Genomic DNA, 18,918 nt, shown 5'->3' on the forward strand with positions numbered 1-18,918 from the left:
CACCACGCAGCTACTGTGGCGGGGCGACTCCGTTGTCGTCGGACGCGGTGTTCTCGTCCTCGGACGGGTTGCGCGCGGTCTCGGTTGCTTCGAGCTTAGCGAGTGCATCCCGGAGTGCGGCAGCCTCATCCTTTCCGACCTGTTCGACGAAGTGCACGAGTGCGGCGCGCCGGGACCCGACTTCGTCGGCCTGCTGTAGCGCGTCGACCATCAGGCTGGCCACGAGTTCGTCGCGCGTGTGCACGGGCGCGTATCGATGTGCCCGGTCGTCGCGCTGTTGCACGACCAGATTCTTCTTCGCCAACCGCTGTAGCACCGTCATCACAGTGGTGTACGCGAGCTCGCGGCGCGCGGCGAGGGCTTCATGGACCTGCCGTACCGTCTGCGGTTCGTCGGTCGACCACAACTGGTCCATGACCGCTTTCTCGAGTTCACCAAGACCTGCCATCCCTCCAGCTTACGGAGGCAACGACACAAATGCGTACTACAGTTCGTCGTAACCGGCCGGTAGCTTTGTGGGATTTTTCATAACCCGGTCGGGGAACTCGTTTCGGCATCGGCCGGGCGCGGTCCGCCGATGGCGCCGACGACGTGCCGCGCGCCGATCGGCACGATCATCGGACGCTCCGACACCGGATCGGTGTGCACCTCGGCACGCAGGCCGAAGACCGTCCGCAACAATTCGGTGTCGATCACCTCGCCGGGCGCGCCCTGGGCGACGATACGGCCCTCGCGCATGACGATCAACCGGTCGCTGTAGCGGATGGCCAGATTCAGATCGTGCAACACCATGACCACGGTCCGGCCCAGATCGTGGTGCAGCCGGTCGACGAGGTCGAGTACCTCCAGCGAGTGGGCGAGATCCAGATAGGTGGTGGGCTCGTCGAGCAGCAGGATGTCGGTGCCCTGGGCCAGTGCCATGGAAATCCACGCCCGCTGGCGCTGCCCACCGGACAGTTCGTCGAGGGTGCGATCGGCGAGCTCCGCGACGCCGGTCTGGGCGAGGGCGTGCGCGACCTCTGTTTCGTCGTCGGCCGACCATTGGCGCAGCCAGGACTGGTGTGGGTGACGGCCGCGCGCGACCAGATCGGCCACGGTCAGACCTTCCGGCGCGACCGGTGTCTGCGGCAGCATGCCGACGATGCGGGCGACGTCGCGGGTTTTCATGGTGGCGATCGCCTTGCCGTCCAACAGGACTCGGCCCGCGTTCGGGCGCAGCAGCCGGCCCAGTCCGCGCAGCAGCGTGGATTTGCCGCAGCCGTTCGGCCCGATCACCGTGGTGATGAGGCCGGGTTCGATATCGACGCTGAGGCCGTCGACGATGACGCGGCCGCCGTAGCCGAGGGTGATGTTCTCCGCGGCGAGGCGGTGGGCGTCGTGGCCGGTGTTCCGGTGCGGGGTTCGGGTGCTCACAAGGTCGCCTTCCGGTTCACGCGTATCAGCAGCAACAGCAGCAACGGTCCGCCGAACGCGGCGGTGACCAGGCCGACCGGCAAGTCGACCGGTACGACGGTCCGGGCTGCGACATCGGCGGCGATCACGATCAGTGCGCCGGCCAGCGCGGAGCCGATGACCGGCTCGCCGGGGGTGCGCAGTAGCCGGCGGGCGATCTGCGGGGCGGCCAACCCGACGAAGGCCAGCGGGCCGACCGCCGCGGTGGCCAGCGCGGCCGCCGCCACCGCGGCGCCGATCAGCACCAACTGCTGTGTCTGCACGCGCACACCGAGCGCGCGGGTGGTGTCGGAGCCGAAACGCAGCGCGGCGAGGGTGCGCGCCGAGCCCGCCGCGATCAGCACCACGACGACGAGTCCGGCGGCCGCCGCGCTCGTCCTGTTCCAGTCCGCGCCGTTGAGTGAGCCGGTGAGCCACAGTTGCGCCCGGGTGGCGTCGTCGAGGCTTGCCCGCGTGACCAGCCAGTTGATACCGGCCAGCAGCAGCGCGTTGACCCCGATCCCGATGAGGATGAACCGCATTCCGCTCAGTCCGGTGTCGCCGCCGCTGTTGCGGCCCAGCGCCAGGACGCCGATCAGTGCGGCCGTGGCCAGCCCACCCGCCAGTGCAGCGAGTGGAACACCCAGCGACGCGACGATTCCGGTGGCGGTGCCGCCCACCCCGGCCAGGACCGCCACCGCGGCGAAGCTCGCCCCGGAGGTGATGCCGAGGACGTCGGGGCTCGCGAGCGGATTGTGCAGGATCGACTGGGTGATCGCGCCCGCGATGCCGAGCGCCGCTCCGGCCACCAGCGCGGTCACCGCGCGCGGCAGTCGCGATTCCATGACGACATATCGCTGCGAGCGGGTGCCGCCGCCGGTCAGCACGTCCAGCACTCGCCCGAGGGAGATGTGATAGTCGCCGACGGAGATGTCCACCACGAACAGCACCGCGATCGCGGCGGCGAGGGCGAACAGCGTCAGCAGCATCGAAAGGCGAAGGACCGCAGAGATTCCGGCGACGCGGACGGCCGGCCGGACCCGTGTCAGCGCCGCGCCGGATCTTTCCGCCCCGGGAGCGCTCGTCGAATCGCCGACGAAGCCGGACGCCGCCTCGCCGCCGGCGTCCCCGCCGTGTCGTTCTCCGTTCGCTCCGGCCGCGGTACCCGATTCCGTGCCGGCGGCATCGGGGGTACGGATATCACTGCGCGCGTTCACAATTCGGCCACCTTTCGCCGGCGCACCAGAGCGATGAAACAGGGTGCGCCGATCGCGGCCAGCACGATACCGGCCTGCAACTCGCCGGGCGGCGCGATCACCCGGCCGACGACATCGGCCAGCAGCAGCACGATCGCGCCGAGCAGCGCCGAATACGGAATCAGCCAGCGGTGATCCGGTCCGGTGATCATGCGGCCCAGGTGCGGAACGACCAATCCGAGAAAGGCGATCGGACCGACCGCGGCCGTCGCGGCGCCGGTCAGCAGCACCACCGCGGTGAGCCCGATCGCGCGGTTGCGCGCGATGTTCACCCCGAGCCCGCGCGCGACGTCCTCGCCGAGTCCGATCGCGTTGAGCCCGGGTGCGGCCAGGATCGCCAGCACCGTTCCCGCGAGGATGAACGGCACCACTTGGGCCGCCACCGCCGGTTCGTGGCCGGCGGGAGTGCCGACCACCCAGAAGCGGTAGGTGTCCAGCGCGGCCGGATCGAGCAGGATCACCGCGTTGGTCAGCGCCTGCAGCAGTGCGGTCACCGCCGCACCGGCCAGGACCAGCGTCAGCGGTGTGGAGCGGCTGCCGCCGCTCGCCGACGCGCCGAACACCACCACACCGGCCGCCAGCGCTCCGGCGAAGGCGAACCAGATGTACTGGCTCGGCTGGGTGAGCGCGAACAGATGGATGCCGAGCGCGGCCAGGAACGCCGCACCCGCGTTGAGGCCCAGCAATCCGGCATCGGCGAGCGGATTGCGCGTGTAGCCCTGGATCAGCGCACCGGCGATGCCGAGTGCGCCGCCGGTGAGCAGTGCGAGAACCGTTCGGGGCAGGCGCAATTCGCGCACGATCCGATCGGCCTGCCCGTCCGCGGGGCAGCTGAACGGCACGCCGTCCGGACAGGAGACGGCGTGCCAGATCTCGGCCGGGGACAGGGATTTCGCACCGATGGCGAGTCCGGCGACGACGGCGAGCAACAGCACCCCGGCCAGGAGCGCCAGGCCGGTCGCGCGGCGACGGGGGGTGGTGACTGCGGCGGACACGGCGGCGAACGACTCCTGGGTGACGCGTTTCATGGCGATCGAACACTTGCGCGGCGACCTCTGGCCGGGCAAGTCTGGTAAGCCTAACCTATCTTCCGTTGTCGACCGTAATGCCGAACGTTGAGGGGGTTCGATGTCCGAACCAGTGACGATTTTCCCGGCTCGCCGTCTCGAGCCGGCGTTCGAACAGATCTGCGTCCGGCTGCGCGCGTTGCAGCCTGGGCATCCACGGGTCTACGCCATGGCGGCGATGGCCGAACAAGGGCGCCGGCGGTGGTGGCGACTGGCCGACGGGGTGCGTGAAGGTCGCATCGAGCTGATGTATCGCCGGCATGTGGCGGAAATGACAAGCGCCGAGATCGCCGCCGAGGTGGTCGCCACCGCGCTGATCCATGCCGTGGTCGGCCGGGTGGTCGCGCTGATGGTCTGCGACAACCGGGCCTGGGATCCGGGGCTCGAGAATCTGTGGGTGCACGGCGACAACGACGGCGGGCTGGACTGGGCGGGCTTGTCGGACACGACGATTCGCGTGGTGGCGGGTGATCCGCTGGCGGGGCGGCCGGGTGTGGTGACGCTGCCGTGTGATCGGGCGCTCTCGGTGTGGCTGGCGCATCGCTGCGAGGCGGCGCTGACCTTGGTGTGCGAGAGCCTGTGGCGCTGCGCGAGGTTGAGCCGGGCGCGATTCTGGAATCTGGTGGGCGAATCCATCGTCGGCGCGGCCACCTATGTTCCGGAACTGGCGCGGACCGGCGCGGATGCCGGGATCGAACGGGGGCAGGCATTGCTGCTGGCGTTGGCCGACCGGGGGTTGCCGGTGCGTCGCTCTTGCTTAGTTAGGTAAGCCTGACCTACACTCGACTCGGCGTCCGGATCGAGCGAGAGTCCCGAGGGCTGCGGTCGACTCCCTGGTCCACTGCCCGCGGCGGGCCCTTGTCACGGAGGGCCCGCCGCGTCGTTTCCCGACTTCCGCACACGATCCCGATGTGCGGGCAGGTGTTTTGCGGACACGACGATGCCCGGCTCACCGCCGGGTGGCGGCGAACCGGGCATCGGCGAGAACTAGTGCGTGGCGGCGAAACCGGTCCGCAGGTCGGCGAGGATGTCCTCGATCCCCTCGATGCCCACGGCCAGGCGAACCAGACCCGGCGTCACACCCGCGGCCAGCTGCTCCTCGGGAGTCAGCTGTGAGTGCGTGGTCGAGGCCGGGTGGATGACCAGCGAGCGCACATCGCCGATATTGGCGACGTGGCTGTGCAGGGTCAGCGCGTCGACGAACTTCTTACCCGCGTCCACGCCGCCGGCCAGTTCGAACGCGACGATCGCGCCGGTGCCCTTGGGGGCCAGCTCGCGGCCGCGCTCGTACCACGGCGACGACGGCAGTCCCGCGTAGAAGACGTTGGTCACCTCCGGCTGCTCGGTGAGGAATTCCGCGACGGCCTGGGCGTTGGAGACGTGCCGCTCCACCCGCAGGCTCAGCGTCTCGAGGCCCTGGCTGATCAGGAACGCGTTGAACGGCGCCACCGCGGAGCCGAGGTCGCGCAGCAACTGCACGCGTGCCTTCAGCGCGTAGGCCGGCGCACCCAGATCGGCGAACACCGCGCCGTGGTAGCTGGGGTCCGGGGTGGTGAAGCCGGGGAAGCGCGAGTTGCCCTGCTCGTCGGTCACCGTCCAGTCGAACGTGCCGCCGTCGACGATCACACCGGCGATCGCGGCGCCGTGGCCGCCGAGATACTTCGTCGCAGAATGCACGACGATGTCGGCGCCGTGCTTCAGCGGCTGGATCAGATACGGGGTCGGCACCGTGTTGTCCACGATGAACGGCACACCGGCGGTGTGGGCGACCTCGGCCAGGTCCGGCAGGTCGAGGATGTGGTTCTGCGGGTTGGACACCGTCTCGCCGTAGATCGCCTTGGTGTTCGGGCGGATCGCGGCGCGCCACTGATCCAGATCGTCGGGATCTTCGACGAACGACACCTCGATGCCCAGCTTCGGCAGCGTGTAGTGGAACAGGTTGTAGGTGCCGCCGTAGAGGCGCGGACTCGACACGATGTGGTCACCGGCGCCCGCGATGTTGAGGATCGCGAAGGTTTCGGCGGCCTGACCCGACGAGAGCAGCAGCGCGGCCACACCACCTTCGAGGGCGGCGATGCGCTGCTCGACCGCGTCCTGGGTGGGGTTCATGATGCGGGTGTAGATGTTGCCGGGCTCGGCCAGACCGAACAGCGCCGCCGCGTGATCGGTATCGCGGAAGGTGTAGGAGGTGGTCTGGTAGATCGGCAGCGCGCGAGCGTTGGTGGTGCCGTCGGGAATCTGGCCGACGTGGACCTGCTTGGTCTCGAAGCTCCAGTTCTGCGCCGGATCGTTCGGCTCGACGGAGTCGGTCATGGGTTTCAGCTCCAAAAGGTGTAGATGGGATGGGTCGTCGCGCACGAGGCGGCGGTGCGCCGCCCCAGAATGCCCGATTCGCGGAGAATCAGGCGGGAACTGTGGAGTTTTCCAACTCCGGCGTGATCAGTGTGGTCAGCACGGGCGTCGGCCCGGTCGAGATATCGAGAACAGGGCAGTGGGCGTCCACGGCGGCCTGCAGTTCAGCGTAGCGCTGCGCCGGCTCCGGGCCGCGGATGTGTACATTAACCCGGACCTGCTGGAACCCGGCGCGCACGGTGTCGTCGAGTCCGAAGAAGCCGCGCACGTCGAGGTCGCCCTCGGCGTCGATGCGCAGATCGTCGACGACGATGCCCAGTCGCTGCGCCCAGAACCGGTAGGTCACCACCTGACACGAGATCAACGCCACCAGATAGAACTCGACCGGATTCGGCGCGGTGCCCGCGCCGCCCAACGCGGCCGGCTCGTCCACCCGGACCGTATACGTGCCGGCCGTGACGGCGCTGCCGACGGCGCCCTCCGCGACTCCGGCAGCGGAAAACAGGACCTGCGCCTTCGCGGGATCGCCGGCCACGGCCTGTGCGGTGGCGTCGACGATGTCGTTGAGCGGAGTGTCCGATGCGGCTGTCATGGCCGCCACGGTAGGGCCGCGCGAGTGCGGGAGCGAGGGTTGCGCTCGCCGTGATCACAACCGTAGCCGGAACGCTGTGAGTGCGTATGCCGCTGCAGTACAACGCTTTTCACATTGTGTCGCCGGTGTGCTGTGCGATTACCCGTCACGGGTGTGACCGAGCGCGCGGCACCGCCGTACCGGGCGGTACCCGGGTGGTGTAAGTGTTTTTCTATGACACAGCACGACCGATTCGGGGTTCGCTCCCTGGCGGATGTCACGCCCGAGCAGATGACCCGCTATAGCGAGGGGACCTTCAGCGACCTCATCGGTCTGAAGTACACCGAGGTCGGGCCCGATCGCGTGGCCGGGGAGTGGGTGGTCTCGCCGCAGCTGCATCAGCCCGCGGGCATCGTCAACGGCGGGGTGTACTGCACGATCATCGAAACCCTGGCCAGTGTCGGCGGCGGCGTGTGGTTCGGTGACCGCGGTCACGTGGTCGGCGTCAACAACAACACCGACTTCCTGCGGGCGGTCCGCGAGGGCAGCCTGCGCGGCGTCGCCACCCCGATTCACCAGGGCCGCTCGCAGCAGCTGTGGCAGGTGCAGATCACCGACGAGCAGGACCGGGTGGTCGCTCGCGGCCAGGTGCGGCTGCAGAACCTCACCGCGGACGGGACGGCCAAGGCCTGAGGCCGGCCAGGCGAGCGCCCGTCCCGGCGAGCGCACCCGGTACGGCCGTGCCAAGATATCGAGCACCGTACGCCCGAGCAGCCGAGGAGTCGATGTGCGTCTGTCACCGCACGAGCAGGAACGGCTGATGCTCAGCTACGCGGCCGAACTGGCGCGCCGGCGGCAGGCTCGCGGGCTGAAACTCAACCATCCCGAGGCGGTCGCGATCATCACCGATCACGTGCTGGAGGGCGCCCGGGACGGCCGCACCGTCGTCGAGCTGATGTCCTCGGGCCGCACCGTGCTCACCCGCGACGACGTCATGGCGGGGGTTCCCGAGATGATCCCCGACGTGCAGGTCGAGGCCACCTTCCCCGACGGCACGAAACTGGTGACCGTGCATCACCCTATCGGCTGAGGGGCACCGATGAGCGCGATATCCGCCGAGAGCGGCTCCGGCCCGGTGCCGGGCGAGTATCTGCTCGCCGCCGGCCCCATCGAGATCAATGCCGGCGCCGACCGGATCGAACTCGAGGTGGTCAATACCGGCGACCGGCCGGTGCAGGTGGGCAGTCATGTGCACTTCCCGCAGGCCAATACCGCCCTCGACTTCGACCGGGGCGCGGCGCACGGCCGCCGCCTCGACATTCCGGCCGGTACCGCCGTGCGCTTCGAACCCGGCCTGGCGCAACGCGTTTCGCTGGTGCCGCTGGGCGGCAGCCGCGAGGTGTACGGGATCGGCCCGGATGCGCCGGGGCCGCTCGGCCCGGTGGCGAACCGGTTCGACGAGACAGACGGAAGGCCGGTCGACTGATGGCGGAACTGTCCCGCGCCCGCTACGCCACGTTGTTCGGCCCCACCGTCGGGGATCGAATTCGCCTCGCCGACACCGATCTTCTGATCGAGATCACCGAAGACCGCTGCGGTGGACCCGGTCTGGCCGGTGACGAGGCCGTCTTCGGTGGCGGCAAGGTGCTGCGGGAATCGATGGGCCAGGCCCGCGCGACCCGCGCCGAGGGCACCCCGGACACCGTGATCACCGGGGCCGTGATCGTCGACTACTGGGGAATCGTCAAGGCCGACATCGGCATTCGCGACGGCCGCATCTGCGCGATCGGCAAGGCCGGAAATCCGGAGACTATGGACGGCGTGCATCCGGATCTGGTGGTGGGGCCGTCGACGGAGATCATCGCCGGCAACGGCCGCATCCTCACCGCCGGCGCGATCGACTGTCACGTGCATTTCATCTGCCCGCAGTTGCTCGACGAGGCGCTCGGCGGCGGTATCACCACCCTGATCGGCGGCGGAACCGGCCCGGCCGAAGGGTCCAAAGCCACCACGGTCACTCCCGGCGCCTGGCATCTGGGCCGCATGCTGGAGGCGACCGACGGCTGGCCGGTCAACATTCTGCTGCTGGGCAAGGGCAACACCGTGCGCCCCGAGGCGATGTGGGAGCAATTGCGCGGTGGCGCGGGCGGATTCAAGCTGCACGAGGACTGGGGCACCACCCCGGCGGCGATCGACGCCTGCCTGCGGGTGGCCGACGCCGCCGGGGTTCAGGTTGCGCTGCACTCGGATACGCTCAACGAGGCCGGATTCGTGGAGGACACCCTCGCCGCGATCGCCGGGCGGGCCATCCACTCGTATCACACCGAGGGCGCCGGCGGCGGGCACGCGCCGGACATCATCACCGTCGCCTCGCACCCGAACGTGATGCCCAGCTCCACCAATCCGACTCGCCCGCATACGGTCAACACCCTCGACGAGCACTTGGACATGTTGATGGTGTGCCACCACCTCAATCCGGCCGTGCCCGAGGATCTCGCCTTCGCCGAGAGCCGAATCCGGCCCTCGACCATCGCGGCGGAGGATCTGCTGCACGATCTGGGCGCGATCTCCATGATCGGCTCGGATTCGCAGGCGATGGGCCGCATCGGGGAGGTGGTGATGCGGACCTGGCAGACCGCGCACATGATGAAGCGCCGCCGCGGCGCGCTGCCCGGTGACGGGGCCGCCGACAACCATCGGGTGCGCCGCTATATCGCGAAATACACGATCTGCCCGGCGGTGACGCACGGCCTGGACCACGAGATCGGGTCGGTGGAAGTCGGCAAATTGGCCGATCTGGTGCTGTGGGAGCCGGCCTTCTTCGGTGTGCGCCCGCATGCGGTGCTCAAGGGCGGCGCGATCGCGTGGGCGGCGATGGGCGATGCCAACGCCTCGATTCCGACACCGCAGCCGGTCCTGCCGCGGCCTATGTTCGGGGCCGCACCCGTGGTGGCGGCGGGCACGTCGCTGCATTTCGTCTCCCCGCAGGCGGTCGAGGACGGGCTGGCCGAGCGGCTGCGGGTGCGGCGGAAACTGGTGCCGGTGGCCGATGTACGCCGCCGGACCAAAAGCGACCTGCCGCTCAACGACGCGATGCCGCGTATCGAGGTGGAACCCGACACCTTCACCGTGCGTATCGACGGCGAGGTGTGGGAGCAGCAGCCCGCCACCGAGTTGCCGATGGCACAGCGTTACTTCCTGTTCTGAACCTCGCTCCCGCCGCACGCAGGTCGTGGATGGCGCGGCGCTGCGCCGGTGCGGGCGCGGTGGCACACTGGCCGATATGACGAATGCCGAATGGGGCGAGGTCGACCGCTACATCGTGGACACTCTGATCGGAGACGCCGATTCCGATGTGGCGCAGGCGAATTCCGAGGCGGGCCTGCCGCCGATCGACGTCTCACCGGCGCAGGGCAAATTCCTGTATCTGCTCGCGCTGTCGGGCGGGGCGCGGCGTGTGCTCGAGATCGGGACGCTCGGCGGGTTCAGCACGCTGTGGCTGGCGCGTGCGGTGGGCACCCAAGGACGCGTCGTGACGCTGGAATACGATCCGCACCACGCCGAGGTGGCCCGCGCCAACCTCGATCACAAAGGGGTGGGGGAGCGGGTGGAGATCCGGGTCGGGGCGGCGCTGGACACCCTGCCCGGAGTCGCCGAGGACCACGGCGAGCCGTTCGACCTGGTCTTCATCGACGCCGACAAGGTCAACAACGCCAACTATGTGCAGTGGGCGTTGCGGCTGACCCACCCCGGTTCGGTGATCATCGTCGACAATGTCGTGCGCCGCGGCGCCCTGGCCGACGGCGACCCCGGCGATCCCGCGGTCCGCGGGGCACGGGAAGCGCTGCGGCTGCTCGCCGACGAGCCGCGGCTCGAGGCCACCGTGCTGCAGACCGTGGGCAGCAAAGGCTGGGACGGATTCGCCTACGCCGTGGTCACCGGTTGACCGGTGCCGAATCGCCGTGCCCGACCCGGTCGGGGTGGCCGGCGAGTTCGGTCCAGAAGTCCACGTACGCCTGTTCCTGTCCGGTGCCGAGTTCCAGGATGCGAGAACGGGATTGGGCGCGCACGGTATCGGCCGGATCGATCTCGGCGTGCATGGCACGGTAGCGGTGGAGCCAGCGGCGGTGCTCGGCTGCCTGGCGGCGCGCGAGGGCGACCACATCCTCCGGTGCGCCGAGGTCGGCTCATCGCCCGGCACGGGCTGATCGTGGAGGTGTGGTCGGTGTCCGGTGGAACGCAGGGCCGTTCGTCCTACTGACCGCCGATCAGCCGTGGCGTGCGGCGAAACCGTCGCACAGCGCGGACAGGCCCGAATGCAATTGCCGCACCGGATCGAGCAGATCGCCGAGTCCGGTGCCCTCGAGGGGCGCCAGCGCGGGCGGGCTCGGCCAGCGCGGGGTGCCCTCCAGAAGTGCTGTCAGCCCGGAGGATTCGTCGTGCTCGTCCTCGCGGGCGGCCAGAATGGTGGCGCTGACCTGCTGAAGGGCGATGCCGGCGATATAGCTCCAGACCTCGAGTGCCATCGCGGTGGCCTCGCGGCGATCATCGGTCAGTTCGAGGAACCCTTCGGTCAGCCAGCCCAGGCATGCCAGGCTGTGCGGGCCGAAGTTGTAGCGCGGCACCGCGAAGGTGAACAGCACCCACGGATGCAGCCGGTAGAGCTGCCAGTCGATATCGGCGGCCGCGCGCACCCGGTCGCGCCAGGTCCAGTCCGCTTCCGGCGCCGGATACGGGTAGCGGCGCGCGACGTCGTCGGTCATATCGGCCAGCAGTGTGTCCTTGTTCGGTACGTGCCGATACAGCGACATCGCGCCCACGCCCATTCGCTCGGCGATGCGGCGCATGGACAATCCGTCGATGCCGTCCGCGTCCGCCAGCGCGATGGCGGTGTCGACGATCGCCGCTCGCGTCAGCCGCTCGGGCTGCGACCGGTTCGGGGACCCCGAAGTCGGAGGTGAGGGTGGGGGGGAAGGTTTCGGCATCGAAACTCGCTTTCCTTTCTGCGACCGGATGCGTACGCTGTACCCGGTCGCGTACGACGTACGCACGAGATGAAGGATAGGTGATGGTCGGCATTGAGACCTCGGCGGCGGCGCACACCGCGCCGAGCGCAACCCCCCGGCGGGCGTGGCTGGGTCTGGCGGTGTTGATCCTGCCGGTGCTGCTGGTGTCGATGGACATGTCGGTGCTGTATCTGGCGATGCCGACGCTGACCGAGCATCTGGACCCCTCGGCCGAACAGCAGCTGTGGATTCTCGACATCTACGGATTCATGATCGCCGGACTGCTGATCACCATGGGCAATCTCGGTGACCGCATCGGGCGGCGCAACATCTTGCTCGCCGGCGCAACGGTTTTCGGCATCGCCTCACTGCTGGCGGCCTTCGCGCCCAGCGCCGGTGTGCTGATCGCGGCGCGCGCGCTGATGGGTGTCGGCGGCGCGACGTTGCTGCCGTCGAGCCTGGCACTGATCTCGAGTCTGTTCCCCGACGCCCGGGCCCGCGGCACCGCCATCGGCATCTGGACGGCGTTCTTCGCGGGTGGTTCGGCGGTGGGGCCGGTGATCGGCGGCTTGCTGCTGCACAAGTTCTGGTGGGGCTCGATCTTCCTGATCAATACGCCGGTCTTGCTGGTGCTGCTGGCGCTGGGACCGCTGCTGCTGCCCGAACACCGCTCCGCCGGTCGCGGACCGCTGGATCCGGTGAGCGTGATCATGTCCATCGGCGGCATCCTGCCGCTGGTGTACGCGGTGAAACGGGCCGCGGCCGAGGGCGTCGACGCGGTCTCGGTGGTGCTCGGCCTCGCCGGCGTCGCGGTGCTGGTGGCCTTCGTGCGTCGCCAGCGCACCCTCGCCGAACCGCTGCTGGATCTGAGCCTGTTCCGCCGCGGCCTGTTCCGGGTGGCGATCGGGTCGTCCACCGTGGGCATGATGTCGCTGGCCGGCATGAGCTATCTGACCAGCATGTATCTGCAGTCGGTGGCCGGGCGGGACGTCCTGGGCGCGGCGCTGCTGGGTATTCCGGCGGCCATCGCGGTGTTCATCTGCTCGATGGGTGGTGCCCGGGTGGCACGCCGGCTCGGCACCCGCGGCTCGTTCGTGCTGGCGCTGAGCGCGGCCGCGGTCGGCAATCTGCTGCTGCTCGGCATCGGCGTCGACGGCGGAATCGGCTGGTACATCGCGGGTTCCACGATCGCGGGCCTCGGCTACGGCATCGTGTTCACCCTGGTGTCCGAGGTCGCGGTGTCCTCGGTTCCGGCCGAGCGGGCCGGGTCGGCGGTCGGCATCTCCGAGACGAGCTTCGAACTGGGTAACGCACTGGGGTTGTCGCTGCTGGGTTCGCTGGCGGCGCTGGTGTTTCGATCCGGCGGCGATTTCGCCGACACGCTCGGCGAGACGCTCGTGCTTCATCGCGGCGATGCGGCCGCGGTCCATGCCGCGCAGAGCTCGTTCGTCACCGGCATGCACACCGCGCTGGTGGTCGGTGCGGCACTGCTGATCATGATGGCGGTGACGGCCGCGGCGACCTCGGGTCGCCGGCGTCGGCGCGCGGCCGCTGTGGATGCCGCGTCCGCGCCGGCGGTGGATGCCGCGTCCGCGGCGGCGGTGGATGCCGCGTCCGCGGCGGCGGGAACACGCTGACCGGTTCCCGGTCGACGGTGACGATTCCGGCCCGCCGGTGGAGGCGGCCCAATACAGTTTCGGCTGTGACAAATACCGCTTCACCGGGCCGCCCGCTGGCCGAGCGGGTCGCGACGCGTTTGTTGTATCCCACGTCGCGGCCCCAGGACGCGGCGCTGCGCGAGGCCGTCTCGGGCCGGGTGGTGCTGGTGACCGGTGCCTCGCACGGCATCGGAAAGGTCACCGCCGCCAAATTCGCCGCCGCCGGAGCCGTCGTGGTCATGGTCGCGCGCTCGGCAGCGGAACTCGACGCCGCGGCCCACGACATCACCGCGGCCGGCGGCATCGCGCACACGTACAGCACCGACCTGACCGATATGGACGCGGTGGCCGAACTGGCCCGCGACATCCTCGCCACGCACGGACGGGTGGATGTGGTGATCAACAACGCGGGCCACTCGATTCGCCGCTCGATCGACCAGTCCTACGATCGCTTCCACGACTTCACCCGGACCATCGATATCAACTACCTCGGCCCGGTGCGATTGCTACTGGCCCTGCTCCCGGCGATGCGGGAGCGTGGTCGCGGACATATCGTCAACATCTCCACCTGGGGGCTGCGTATGCCGCCGGCGCCGCGATGGGCCGCCTACGGCGCCTCGAAGGCGGCGTTCGACCAGTGGTTGCGCACGGTGGCGACCGAGGTGGCGGCCGACGGCGTCACCACCACCTCGATCTACATGCCGCTGGTGCACACCCGCATGAGCGCGCCCACCGATTTCGGTTCCATGCCGGGACTGACCGCCGCGGAGGCCGCCGATCTGGTGTGTCACGCCGTCGTCGCGAAACCGGTGGAGATCTCACCGTGGTGGAGCGGTCCCCTGCAGGCGTGGACGGATCTGACCCGCGGCCCGATGCAGCGGCTGATGGCCCGCAGCTTCCGATTCACCTGAACCGCGTGCGTGGACAGTGGTCGATGGCCGTGCACGACAACCGGAGTCGCGCGAGCACTCGGGACGCGGGGTGTTTCAGCTCTGCAGGAACGCCAGCAGATCGGCGTTGAAACGTTCCTTGTCGCCGGGGACCAGCGCGATACCGTGCGAACCGCCCTCATAGACGGTGAGCGTCGCGTTCGGGATGATCTTCGCCGCCTTGCGGGCTGTCGCGTCGATCGGCACGATCTGATCGTCGTCGCCGTGCACGATGAGTGTCGGCACGTCGAACTTCTCCAGGTCGGCGGTGAAGTCGGTGTATCCGAAGGCGTCGACACAGCGCACCCCGGCCTCGATCGACTCGTGCATCGCCATGAACCAGAACGCGTCGCGGTTGCCCCGGGTGGCCGTGGTACCCGGCCGGTTGGCGCCGAAGAAGCCCTCGGAGGTGTCGCGCCAGAACTGCGAGCGCTCGGTCAGAATGCCCTTCTTGATCTGATCGAACACCTCGTCGGGCACGCCTTCCGGGTTGCCCTCGGTGCGCGCCATCAGCGGCGGGATAGCCGACAGCAACACCGCTGAACGCACCCGTCCGGTGCCGTGGCGGCCGATGTAGCGAGCCAGTTCGCCACCGCCCATGGAGTGGGCCACCAGCGTGACATCGCGCAGGTCGAGCCGGGTGAGCAGATCGTTCAGGTCGTCTGCGAAAGTGTCGAAGTTGTATCCGCTCCACGGCTGTGCCGAGCGCCCATGACCGCGGCGGTCGTGTGCGATACCGCGAAACCCGTTGTCCGCCACGTGTTTCAGCTGATCGTCCCAGGCGTCGGCATTGAGCGGCCAACCGTGGCTGAAGACCACGGGGCGGCCCGCACCCCAGTCCTTGTAGTAGATGTCGACCTCGTCACGCGTCGTACACACAGGCATGGACGAACCTCCTCCGCGTGCGCCCGCCGGCCTCGGTCGCGGGCCGTGAGAACGAGACGCGACCTCCAGCGTAGGGTCCGCGACCGAGGCGAGGGGCTACGAATCGGTCACGTGAGCAATCGATCAGCTATCTACTGCTCGCGGCTCGAGGACGACCTTGCCGACGGTCGCGCGGTCCTCGAGGGCCCGGTGTGCGGCCGCGGCGTCGCCGAGAGCGAAACGGTGCACCGCGGGGCGCAGCCGCCCGGATCCGGCCGCGGCCAGGGCGCGCGTCTCCAAGGCCGCGATTCCGCCGCCGCGTGCGAGCATGTCCGGGCCGAGAACCGCCCGCGAGGTAATGCCTCGGGCGCTGAGTTCATCGGGGTCGAATTCCAGCGCGGTATCGCTCCAGCCGAAGACGAGATGGGCGCCGCCGGGCGCGAGCAGTTCGACCGCCGCGCGGCCCGCTGCGCCGCCAACTCCGTCGAAGACCCAGTGCGCGGGCCGTTCGCCGAAGCGCGCGCGCACCGCGTCGGGCCAGCCCGGGTCGGTGTAGTCGAGGGCGAGGTGGGCGCCGTTGGCCGCCACCGTGGCGACCTTGGCCGGACCACCGGCCAGTCCGACGACGGTGAGCCCGGCGCCGCGCAGATATTGCACGAGCAGCGTGCCGATCCCGCCCGCCGCGGCCGGCACCACCGCAAGCTGTCCCGGCTCGAGCTCGGCGACTCCCAGAATGCCCAGGGTGGTTCGCCCCGTACCGATCATCGCCACCGCCGCGCCCGGATGCAGTGCGTCCGGAATGCGATGCAGCCGTTGGGCATCCGCGACCACCAGTTCGGCATAACCGCCCGGCGCCGCGCCCAGGTGGGTGACGACCCGAGCGCCCAGCAGATCCGCGTCGACACCTGAGCCCACCGAGTCGACGATGCCCGCGACCTCCCGGCCGGGGATCGTCGGCAGCGGCGGCACCGGATAAGGGCCCGGCAGGCCCCGGCGCAGATGCGTGTCGACCAGGTGAATTCCCGCCGCGGCCACGACGATTCGAACCTGTCCGGCCGTCGGCCGCGGATCGAGGACGGTCTCGTAGCGCAGGTTCTCGGCCGGGCCGAATTCGTGCAGGCGTATCGCTTTCATGTGCCCAGCCTGCAACCTCGACCATTGTTTAGGTCAAGCGCGCGCGGAACTGTCCGGTCCGGAGCCCACGCCCTGCAGGAGTGTGTCGACCACGATGTCGGCCGCGCGGGCGGGATCGAACTGAGGGAGGTTCTCGGCGGCGTCGACCATCAGCTGTGCCGGCAGCGTCGACACCCAGCCCGCGGGGAGGCCGGGCCGGAGCAATGTGACAGTTGATGTGCTCCAGCGACACCGGCACGATGAGAAGACGCCCTCGCCGCGGCGCGGGCGGCCGGGCAGGTCCGGTCCGACGAAACCGAGAAGTGGGCTGCGGTGAGCGCCGCCGCGGACTTCGCGGCGGCCGGCTGACCGCGCGGTTCTAGGATCGGAGATCGTGCCCGGCCGCAGGAGATGCCCATGAGTCTCGCGATGGTGATGTCGCTCGCCGATTCGCGGCTGCCCATCGGCGGGCATGTGCATTCGGGCGGTGTCGAGGAGGCGGTCGCCTCCGGGCTCGTGCGCGACCTCGACACGGTGGCGGCCTATCTGCGCCGGCGGATCCGCACCACGGGCCTGGTCTCGGCCTCGCTGTCGGCGGCCGTCTGTGCGGGAACCCTGACCCCCTCGTCGGCCGAGGCGGAAGCCGACGCCCGCACCCCGGCGCCGGCGGCGCGCTCGGCCTCGCGTGCGCAGGGGCGCGGACTGCTGCGCCTCGCGAAAAAGGTATGGCCACAGCATGATTGGTTGAGTTTGGGCGTGCGGCCGCATCTGTCGACGGTCTTCGGAGTCGTGGGGCAGGCTGCGGCGGTGCGACCGGTGGAGATCGCCGGGGTCGTGGTCTATACGACGATGACCGGAGCCGCTACCGCGGCGCAGCGGCTGCTCGCACTCGATCCGGCCGCCGTCGCGGCGATCACGCTCGAGCTGGCCGCACTGTGCGACGAGACCGCGCGCGCGGCCACGATCGGCCCGGCCGCTCTCTCCGATCCGCTCGGTGACGTGCTAGCTCAGCGCCACCTCGACCGCGAGATGCCGCTGTTCGCGTCCTGACCCGCGCGGCGGATCAACCGCGCGAAGGTCGCGGCCGGGGCGGTAACACCGGGGTCACATGAATCGGCCACGATGATCGTCGAGAATCGAGGCCCGAAGGAGAGCTCATGCCGCCGCATCTGATCGATGGCGAACCGCACGATCACGCCCACGACCGCCCCAGGCGGGTGCGGACGCCGGGAGAGCCGGTGCGCATCGGGATCGGCGGGCCGGTCGGATCGGGGAAGACGGCGCTGGTCGCCGCGTTGTGCCGGCAGCTGCGCGCGGAACTGTCGCTGGCGGTGCTGACCAACGACATCTACACCACCGAGGACGCCGACTTCCTGCGCCGGCACGCGGTTCTGCCCGACGAACGGATCAGCGCGGTGCAGACCGGTGGTTGTCCGCATACCGCGATCCGCGACGACATCACCGCCAACCTCGACGCCATCGACGATCTGATCGAGGCGAATCCGCCGCTGGATCTGATTCTGGTCGAATCCGGCGGCGACAACCTCACCGCCACCTTCTCCGCGGGCCTGATCGATGTGCAGATCTTCGTCGTCGATGTGGCCGGCGGCGACAAGGTGCCGCGCAAAGGTGGTCCGGGCGTGACGTTCTCGGATCTGCTGGTGATCAACAAGACCGACCTGGCGCCGATGGTCGGCGCCGACCTCGAGGTGATGCGGCGCGATTCCGCGGCGGTGCGCGCGGGCCGTCCGTTCGTCTTCAGCTCGCTGACCGAGGATCCGGCCGCGACACCGGTGCTGGCGTGGGTGCGCGATCAGCTGCGCGCGGCGGCGGCCGCCGATACTGCCGGGGAAAGCGCTGTTGCGCACTGAGATTCGCATCGTCGCGCGTGCCGGGGCCCGGCCACGGTCGGCGGCCACCGGCGCGCTGGCGGTCCGCTCCACCGGACCCGATACAGTGCATCTGGTCGGTGCGGCGGCCACGCCGCTCGGCGGAGACGACCTCGACATCCACATCGTGGTCGAGCCCGGTGCGCGCCTGACCGTTCGCTCGGTGGCCGCCACGATCGTGCTCCCCGGCCGCACCACTCCGACGTCGACGGCTTCGTGGACCTTCGACATCGGCGCGGGCGGTGAACTGGACTTCGATCCGGAACCGACGGTCGTCGCCGGGGGAGCCGACCATCGTGCGGTCACCACCGTGCGGCTGGCCGCCGATGCCCGGATCCGCATCCGCGAACGCGTGCAGATCGGCCGCACCGGCGAGGACCACGGCCGCTGGCGCGGCGACCTCGTCGCCGACACCTCCGCGCTGCCGCTGCTGCGCCACCGCCTCGAACTCGGTGCCGGCACCGCCGCCGACGACCTGCTGTCGGCCCCCCGCGCGTTGTCCAGCGAGCTGCGATACCCCGACGACAACCCCGCCTCGACCATCGGCGTGGCGGCCGCGTTGCTTCCGCTCGCCGCCGGTGGCTCGCTGTCGACGTGGACGGGTGCGCGACTGTCCGAAACCCCCGCGAACCTTCGCCGTCGAACCGCCGCAGCGGGGTGAGGGGGACCTCGGCCCTCGGGGCAGGGAATTGATCGTGCTATGCGGCCCACGTGAATACACAAGGGCCGCAAGCGCATCGGCTCGCGGCCCTCGGTAGTGCTGTGGTGAACAGGCCGAGTCG

Annotated in this window: 21 protein-coding genes and 1 pseudogene; 11 read left to right on the forward strand and 11 right to left on the reverse strand. The window is 69.7% G+C overall.

Annotation, left to right across the window (positions count from 1 at the left end; genetic code table 11):
- Positions 1 to 10 precede the first annotated feature (10 nt).
- From C5E41_RS03270 to C5E41_RS03285, 4 genes are all read right to left on the reverse strand, one after another.
- Positions 11 to 448 (reverse strand): BlaI/MecI/CopY family transcriptional regulator, encoded by a 438-nt coding sequence (locus tag C5E41_RS03270; RefSeq protein ID WP_104374342.1) that lies wholly within the window; start codon positions 446 to 448, stop codon positions 11 to 13.
- 77 nt (positions 449 to 525) lie between these two features.
- The gene (locus tag C5E41_RS03275) at positions 526 to 1,413 is read right to left on the reverse strand and encodes an ABC transporter ATP-binding protein (RefSeq protein ID WP_104374343.1); all 888 of its coding nucleotides are present in this window, start codon (positions 1,411 to 1,413) and stop codon (positions 526 to 528) included.
- Positions 1,410 to 2,480 carry an iron chelate uptake ABC transporter family permease subunit gene (locus tag C5E41_RS03280; protein WP_258080727.1) on the reverse strand — a complete coding sequence of 357 codons (1,071 nt, stop codon included), beginning with the start codon at positions 2,478 to 2,480 and terminating at the stop codon, positions 1,410 to 1,412. Before C5E41_RS03280 ends, C5E41_RS03275 begins: the two co-directional genes overlap by 4 nt.
- A 164-nt stretch (positions 2,481 to 2,644) precedes the next feature.
- A complete protein-coding gene (locus tag C5E41_RS03285; protein ID WP_104374344.1) occupies positions 2,645 to 3,715 on the reverse strand; it encodes a FecCD family ABC transporter permease in 1,071 nt (356 codons plus the stop codon).
- Positions 3,716 to 3,815: 100 nt separating this feature from the next.
- Here C5E41_RS03285 and C5E41_RS03290 point away from each other — a divergent pair, with 100 nt between their 5' ends.
- The gene (locus C5E41_RS03290; RefSeq protein WP_104374345.1) at positions 3,816 to 4,523 is read left to right on the forward strand and encodes a hypothetical protein; all 708 of its coding nucleotides are present in this window, start codon (positions 3,816 to 3,818) and stop codon (positions 4,521 to 4,523) included.
- A gap of 218 nt (positions 4,524 to 4,741) precedes the next feature.
- Here the strand turns inward: C5E41_RS03290 and C5E41_RS03295 are convergent, their stop codons facing one another.
- Entirely contained in the window at positions 4,742 to 6,067 is a 1,326-nt protein-coding gene (locus C5E41_RS03295; RefSeq protein WP_104374346.1) for a bifunctional o-acetylhomoserine/o-acetylserine sulfhydrylase, read from the reverse strand.
- Between the two features lie 88 nt (positions 6,068 to 6,155).
- On the reverse strand, positions 6,156 to 6,698 hold the full coding sequence (locus C5E41_RS03300) for an OsmC family protein (RefSeq protein ID WP_104374347.1): 543 nt from the start codon (positions 6,696 to 6,698) through the stop codon (positions 6,156 to 6,158).
- 213 nt (positions 6,699 to 6,911) lie between these two features.
- On the opposite strand from C5E41_RS03300, the gene C5E41_RS03305 reads away from it, so the two are divergent.
- The 5 genes from C5E41_RS03305 (at position 6,912) to C5E41_RS03325 (ending at position 10,623) form a co-directional block, all read left to right on the forward strand.
- Complete coding sequence (locus tag C5E41_RS03305) at positions 6,912 to 7,370, forward strand: PaaI family thioesterase (protein WP_219823084.1); 459 nt, start codon at positions 6,912 to 6,914, stop codon at positions 7,368 to 7,370.
- A 94-nt stretch (positions 7,371 to 7,464) separates the two neighbouring features.
- The gene (locus C5E41_RS03310) at positions 7,465 to 7,767 is read left to right on the forward strand and encodes an urease subunit gamma (protein ID WP_104374348.1); all 303 of its coding nucleotides are present in this window, start codon (positions 7,465 to 7,467) and stop codon (positions 7,765 to 7,767) included.
- A 9-nt stretch (positions 7,768 to 7,776) separates the two neighbouring features.
- Positions 7,777 to 8,163: an urease subunit beta gene (locus tag C5E41_RS03315; RefSeq protein ID WP_104374349.1), complete on the forward strand. Its 387-nt coding sequence runs from the start codon at positions 7,777 to 7,779 to the stop codon at positions 8,161 to 8,163.
- Positions 8,163 to 9,884, forward strand: a complete 1,722-nt coding sequence (locus C5E41_RS03320) for an urease subunit alpha (RefSeq protein WP_104374350.1) — start codon at positions 8,163 to 8,165, stop codon at positions 9,882 to 9,884. The genes C5E41_RS03315 and C5E41_RS03320 overlap by 1 nt, the downstream gene beginning before the upstream one ends.
- Positions 9,885 to 9,960: 76 nt before the next feature.
- Entirely contained in the window at positions 9,961 to 10,623 is a 663-nt protein-coding gene (locus C5E41_RS03325; protein ID WP_104374529.1) for an O-methyltransferase, read from the forward strand.
- On the opposite strand, the pseudogene C5E41_RS03330 reads toward C5E41_RS03325, so the two are convergent.
- Both C5E41_RS03330 and C5E41_RS03335 read right to left on the reverse strand, forming a co-directional pair.
- Positions 10,613 to 10,852 (reverse strand): annotated as a pseudogene (locus C5E41_RS03330) (hypothetical protein); the annotation flags it as partial. The gene C5E41_RS03325 and the pseudogene C5E41_RS03330 sit on opposite strands and share 11 nt — an antisense overlap.
- 93 nt (positions 10,853 to 10,945) lie before the next feature.
- Entirely contained in the window at positions 10,946 to 11,662 is a 717-nt protein-coding gene (locus tag C5E41_RS03335) for a TetR/AcrR family transcriptional regulator (protein ID WP_104374352.1), read from the reverse strand.
- Positions 11,663 to 11,745: 83 nt separating this feature from the next.
- Here C5E41_RS03335 and C5E41_RS03340 point away from each other — a divergent pair, with 83 nt between their 5' ends.
- Together C5E41_RS03340 and C5E41_RS03345 are read left to right on the forward strand one after the other, a co-directional pair.
- Entirely contained in the window at positions 11,746 to 13,320 is a 1,575-nt protein-coding gene (locus C5E41_RS03340) for an MFS transporter (protein WP_104374353.1), read from the forward strand.
- Positions 13,321 to 13,385: 65 nt separating this feature from the next.
- Positions 13,386 to 14,252 (forward strand): SDR family NAD(P)-dependent oxidoreductase, encoded by an 867-nt coding sequence (locus C5E41_RS03345; RefSeq protein ID WP_258080708.1) that lies wholly within the window; start codon positions 13,386 to 13,388, stop codon positions 14,250 to 14,252.
- A gap of 75 nt (positions 14,253 to 14,327) precedes the next feature.
- On the opposite strand, the gene C5E41_RS03350 is transcribed toward C5E41_RS03345, so the two are convergent.
- The 3 genes from C5E41_RS03350 to C5E41_RS33660 all read right to left on the reverse strand — a co-directional run bounded on the left by C5E41_RS03350 (position 14,328) and on the right by C5E41_RS33660 (position 16,472).
- Positions 14,328 to 15,155, reverse strand: coding sequence for an alpha/beta fold hydrolase (locus tag C5E41_RS03350; RefSeq protein WP_104374354.1), 828 nt, complete (start codon positions 15,153 to 15,155; stop codon positions 14,328 to 14,330).
- A gap of 123 nt (positions 15,156 to 15,278) precedes the next feature.
- A complete protein-coding gene (locus C5E41_RS03355) occupies positions 15,279 to 16,268 on the reverse strand; it encodes a zinc-binding dehydrogenase (protein ID WP_104374355.1) in 990 nt (329 codons plus the stop codon).
- Between the two features lie 33 nt (positions 16,269 to 16,301).
- Positions 16,302 to 16,472, reverse strand: a complete 171-nt coding sequence (locus C5E41_RS33660) for a hypothetical protein (RefSeq protein ID WP_181063076.1) — start codon at positions 16,470 to 16,472, stop codon at positions 16,302 to 16,304.
- 192 nt (positions 16,473 to 16,664) lie between these two features.
- On the opposite strand from C5E41_RS33660, the gene C5E41_RS03360 reads away from it, so the two are divergent.
- From C5E41_RS03360 to C5E41_RS03370, 3 genes are all read left to right on the forward strand, one after another.
- Positions 16,665 to 17,297, forward strand: coding sequence for an urease accessory protein UreF (locus C5E41_RS03360; protein WP_104374356.1), 633 nt, complete (start codon positions 16,665 to 16,667; stop codon positions 17,295 to 17,297).
- Positions 17,298 to 17,404: 107 nt separating this feature from the next.
- The gene (gene ureG / locus C5E41_RS03365; protein ID WP_104374357.1) at positions 17,405 to 18,118 is read left to right on the forward strand and encodes an urease accessory protein UreG; all 714 of its coding nucleotides are present in this window, start codon (positions 17,405 to 17,407) and stop codon (positions 18,116 to 18,118) included.
- A complete protein-coding gene (locus C5E41_RS03370; RefSeq protein ID WP_104374358.1) occupies positions 18,108 to 18,797 on the forward strand; it encodes an urease accessory protein UreD in 690 nt (229 codons plus the stop codon). Before ureG ends, C5E41_RS03370 begins: the two co-directional genes overlap by 11 nt.
- The last annotated feature ends 121 nt before the right edge of the window (positions 18,798 to 18,918 follow it).

The organism is Nocardia nova, assembly GCF_002933465.1.
Lineage (GTDB): Bacteria > Actinomycetota > Actinomycetes > Mycobacteriales > Mycobacteriaceae > Nocardia > Nocardia nova_B.

Excerpts from the sequence above, each read along its gene's own strand:
- C5E41_RS03290 (WP_104374345.1), top strand. The coding sequence starts at position 3,816 with ATGTCCGAACCAGTGACGATTTTCCCGGCTCGCCGTCTCGAGCCGGCG.
- C5E41_RS03285 (WP_104374344.1), bottom strand. The coding sequence starts at position 3,715 with ATGAAACGCGTCACCCAGGAGTCGTTCGCCGCCGTGTCCGCCGCAGTC.
- C5E41_RS03315 (WP_104374349.1), top strand. The coding sequence starts at position 7,777 with ATGAGCGCGATATCCGCCGAGAGCGGCTCCGGCCCGGTGCCGGGCGAG.
- ureG (WP_104374357.1), top strand. The coding sequence starts at position 17,405 with ATGCCGCCGCATCTGATCGATGGCGAACCGCACGATCACGCCCACGAC.
- C5E41_RS03360 (WP_104374356.1), top strand. The coding sequence starts at position 16,665 with ATGAGTCTCGCGATGGTGATGTCGCTCGCCGATTCGCGGCTGCCCATC.
- C5E41_RS03295 (WP_104374346.1), bottom strand. The coding sequence starts at position 6,067 with ATGACCGACTCCGTCGAGCCGAACGATCCGGCGCAGAACTGGAGCTTC.
- C5E41_RS03320 (WP_104374350.1), top strand. The coding sequence starts at position 8,163 with ATGGCGGAACTGTCCCGCGCCCGCTACGCCACGTTGTTCGGCCCCACC.
- C5E41_RS03305 (WP_219823084.1), top strand. The coding sequence starts at position 6,912 with ATGACACAGCACGACCGATTCGGGGTTCGCTCCCTGGCGGATGTCACG.
- C5E41_RS03350 (WP_104374354.1), bottom strand. The coding sequence starts at position 15,155 with ATGCCTGTGTGTACGACGCGTGACGAGGTCGACATCTACTACAAGGAC.
- C5E41_RS03325 (WP_104374529.1), top strand. The coding sequence starts at position 9,961 with ATGACGAATGCCGAATGGGGCGAGGTCGACCGCTACATCGTGGACACT.
- C5E41_RS03300 (WP_104374347.1), bottom strand. The coding sequence starts at position 6,698 with ATGACAGCCGCATCGGACACTCCGCTCAACGACATCGTCGACGCCACC.
- C5E41_RS03335 (WP_104374352.1), bottom strand. The coding sequence starts at position 11,662 with ATGCCGAAACCTTCCCCCCCACCCTCACCTCCGACTTCGGGGTCCCCG.
- C5E41_RS03355 (WP_104374355.1), bottom strand. The coding sequence starts at position 16,268 with ATGAAAGCGATACGCCTGCACGAATTCGGCCCGGCCGAGAACCTGCGC.
- C5E41_RS03340 (WP_104374353.1), top strand. The coding sequence starts at position 11,746 with ATGGTCGGCATTGAGACCTCGGCGGCGGCGCACACCGCGCCGAGCGCA.
- C5E41_RS03270 (WP_104374342.1), bottom strand. The coding sequence starts at position 448 with ATGGCAGGTCTTGGTGAACTCGAGAAAGCGGTCATGGACCAGTTGTGG.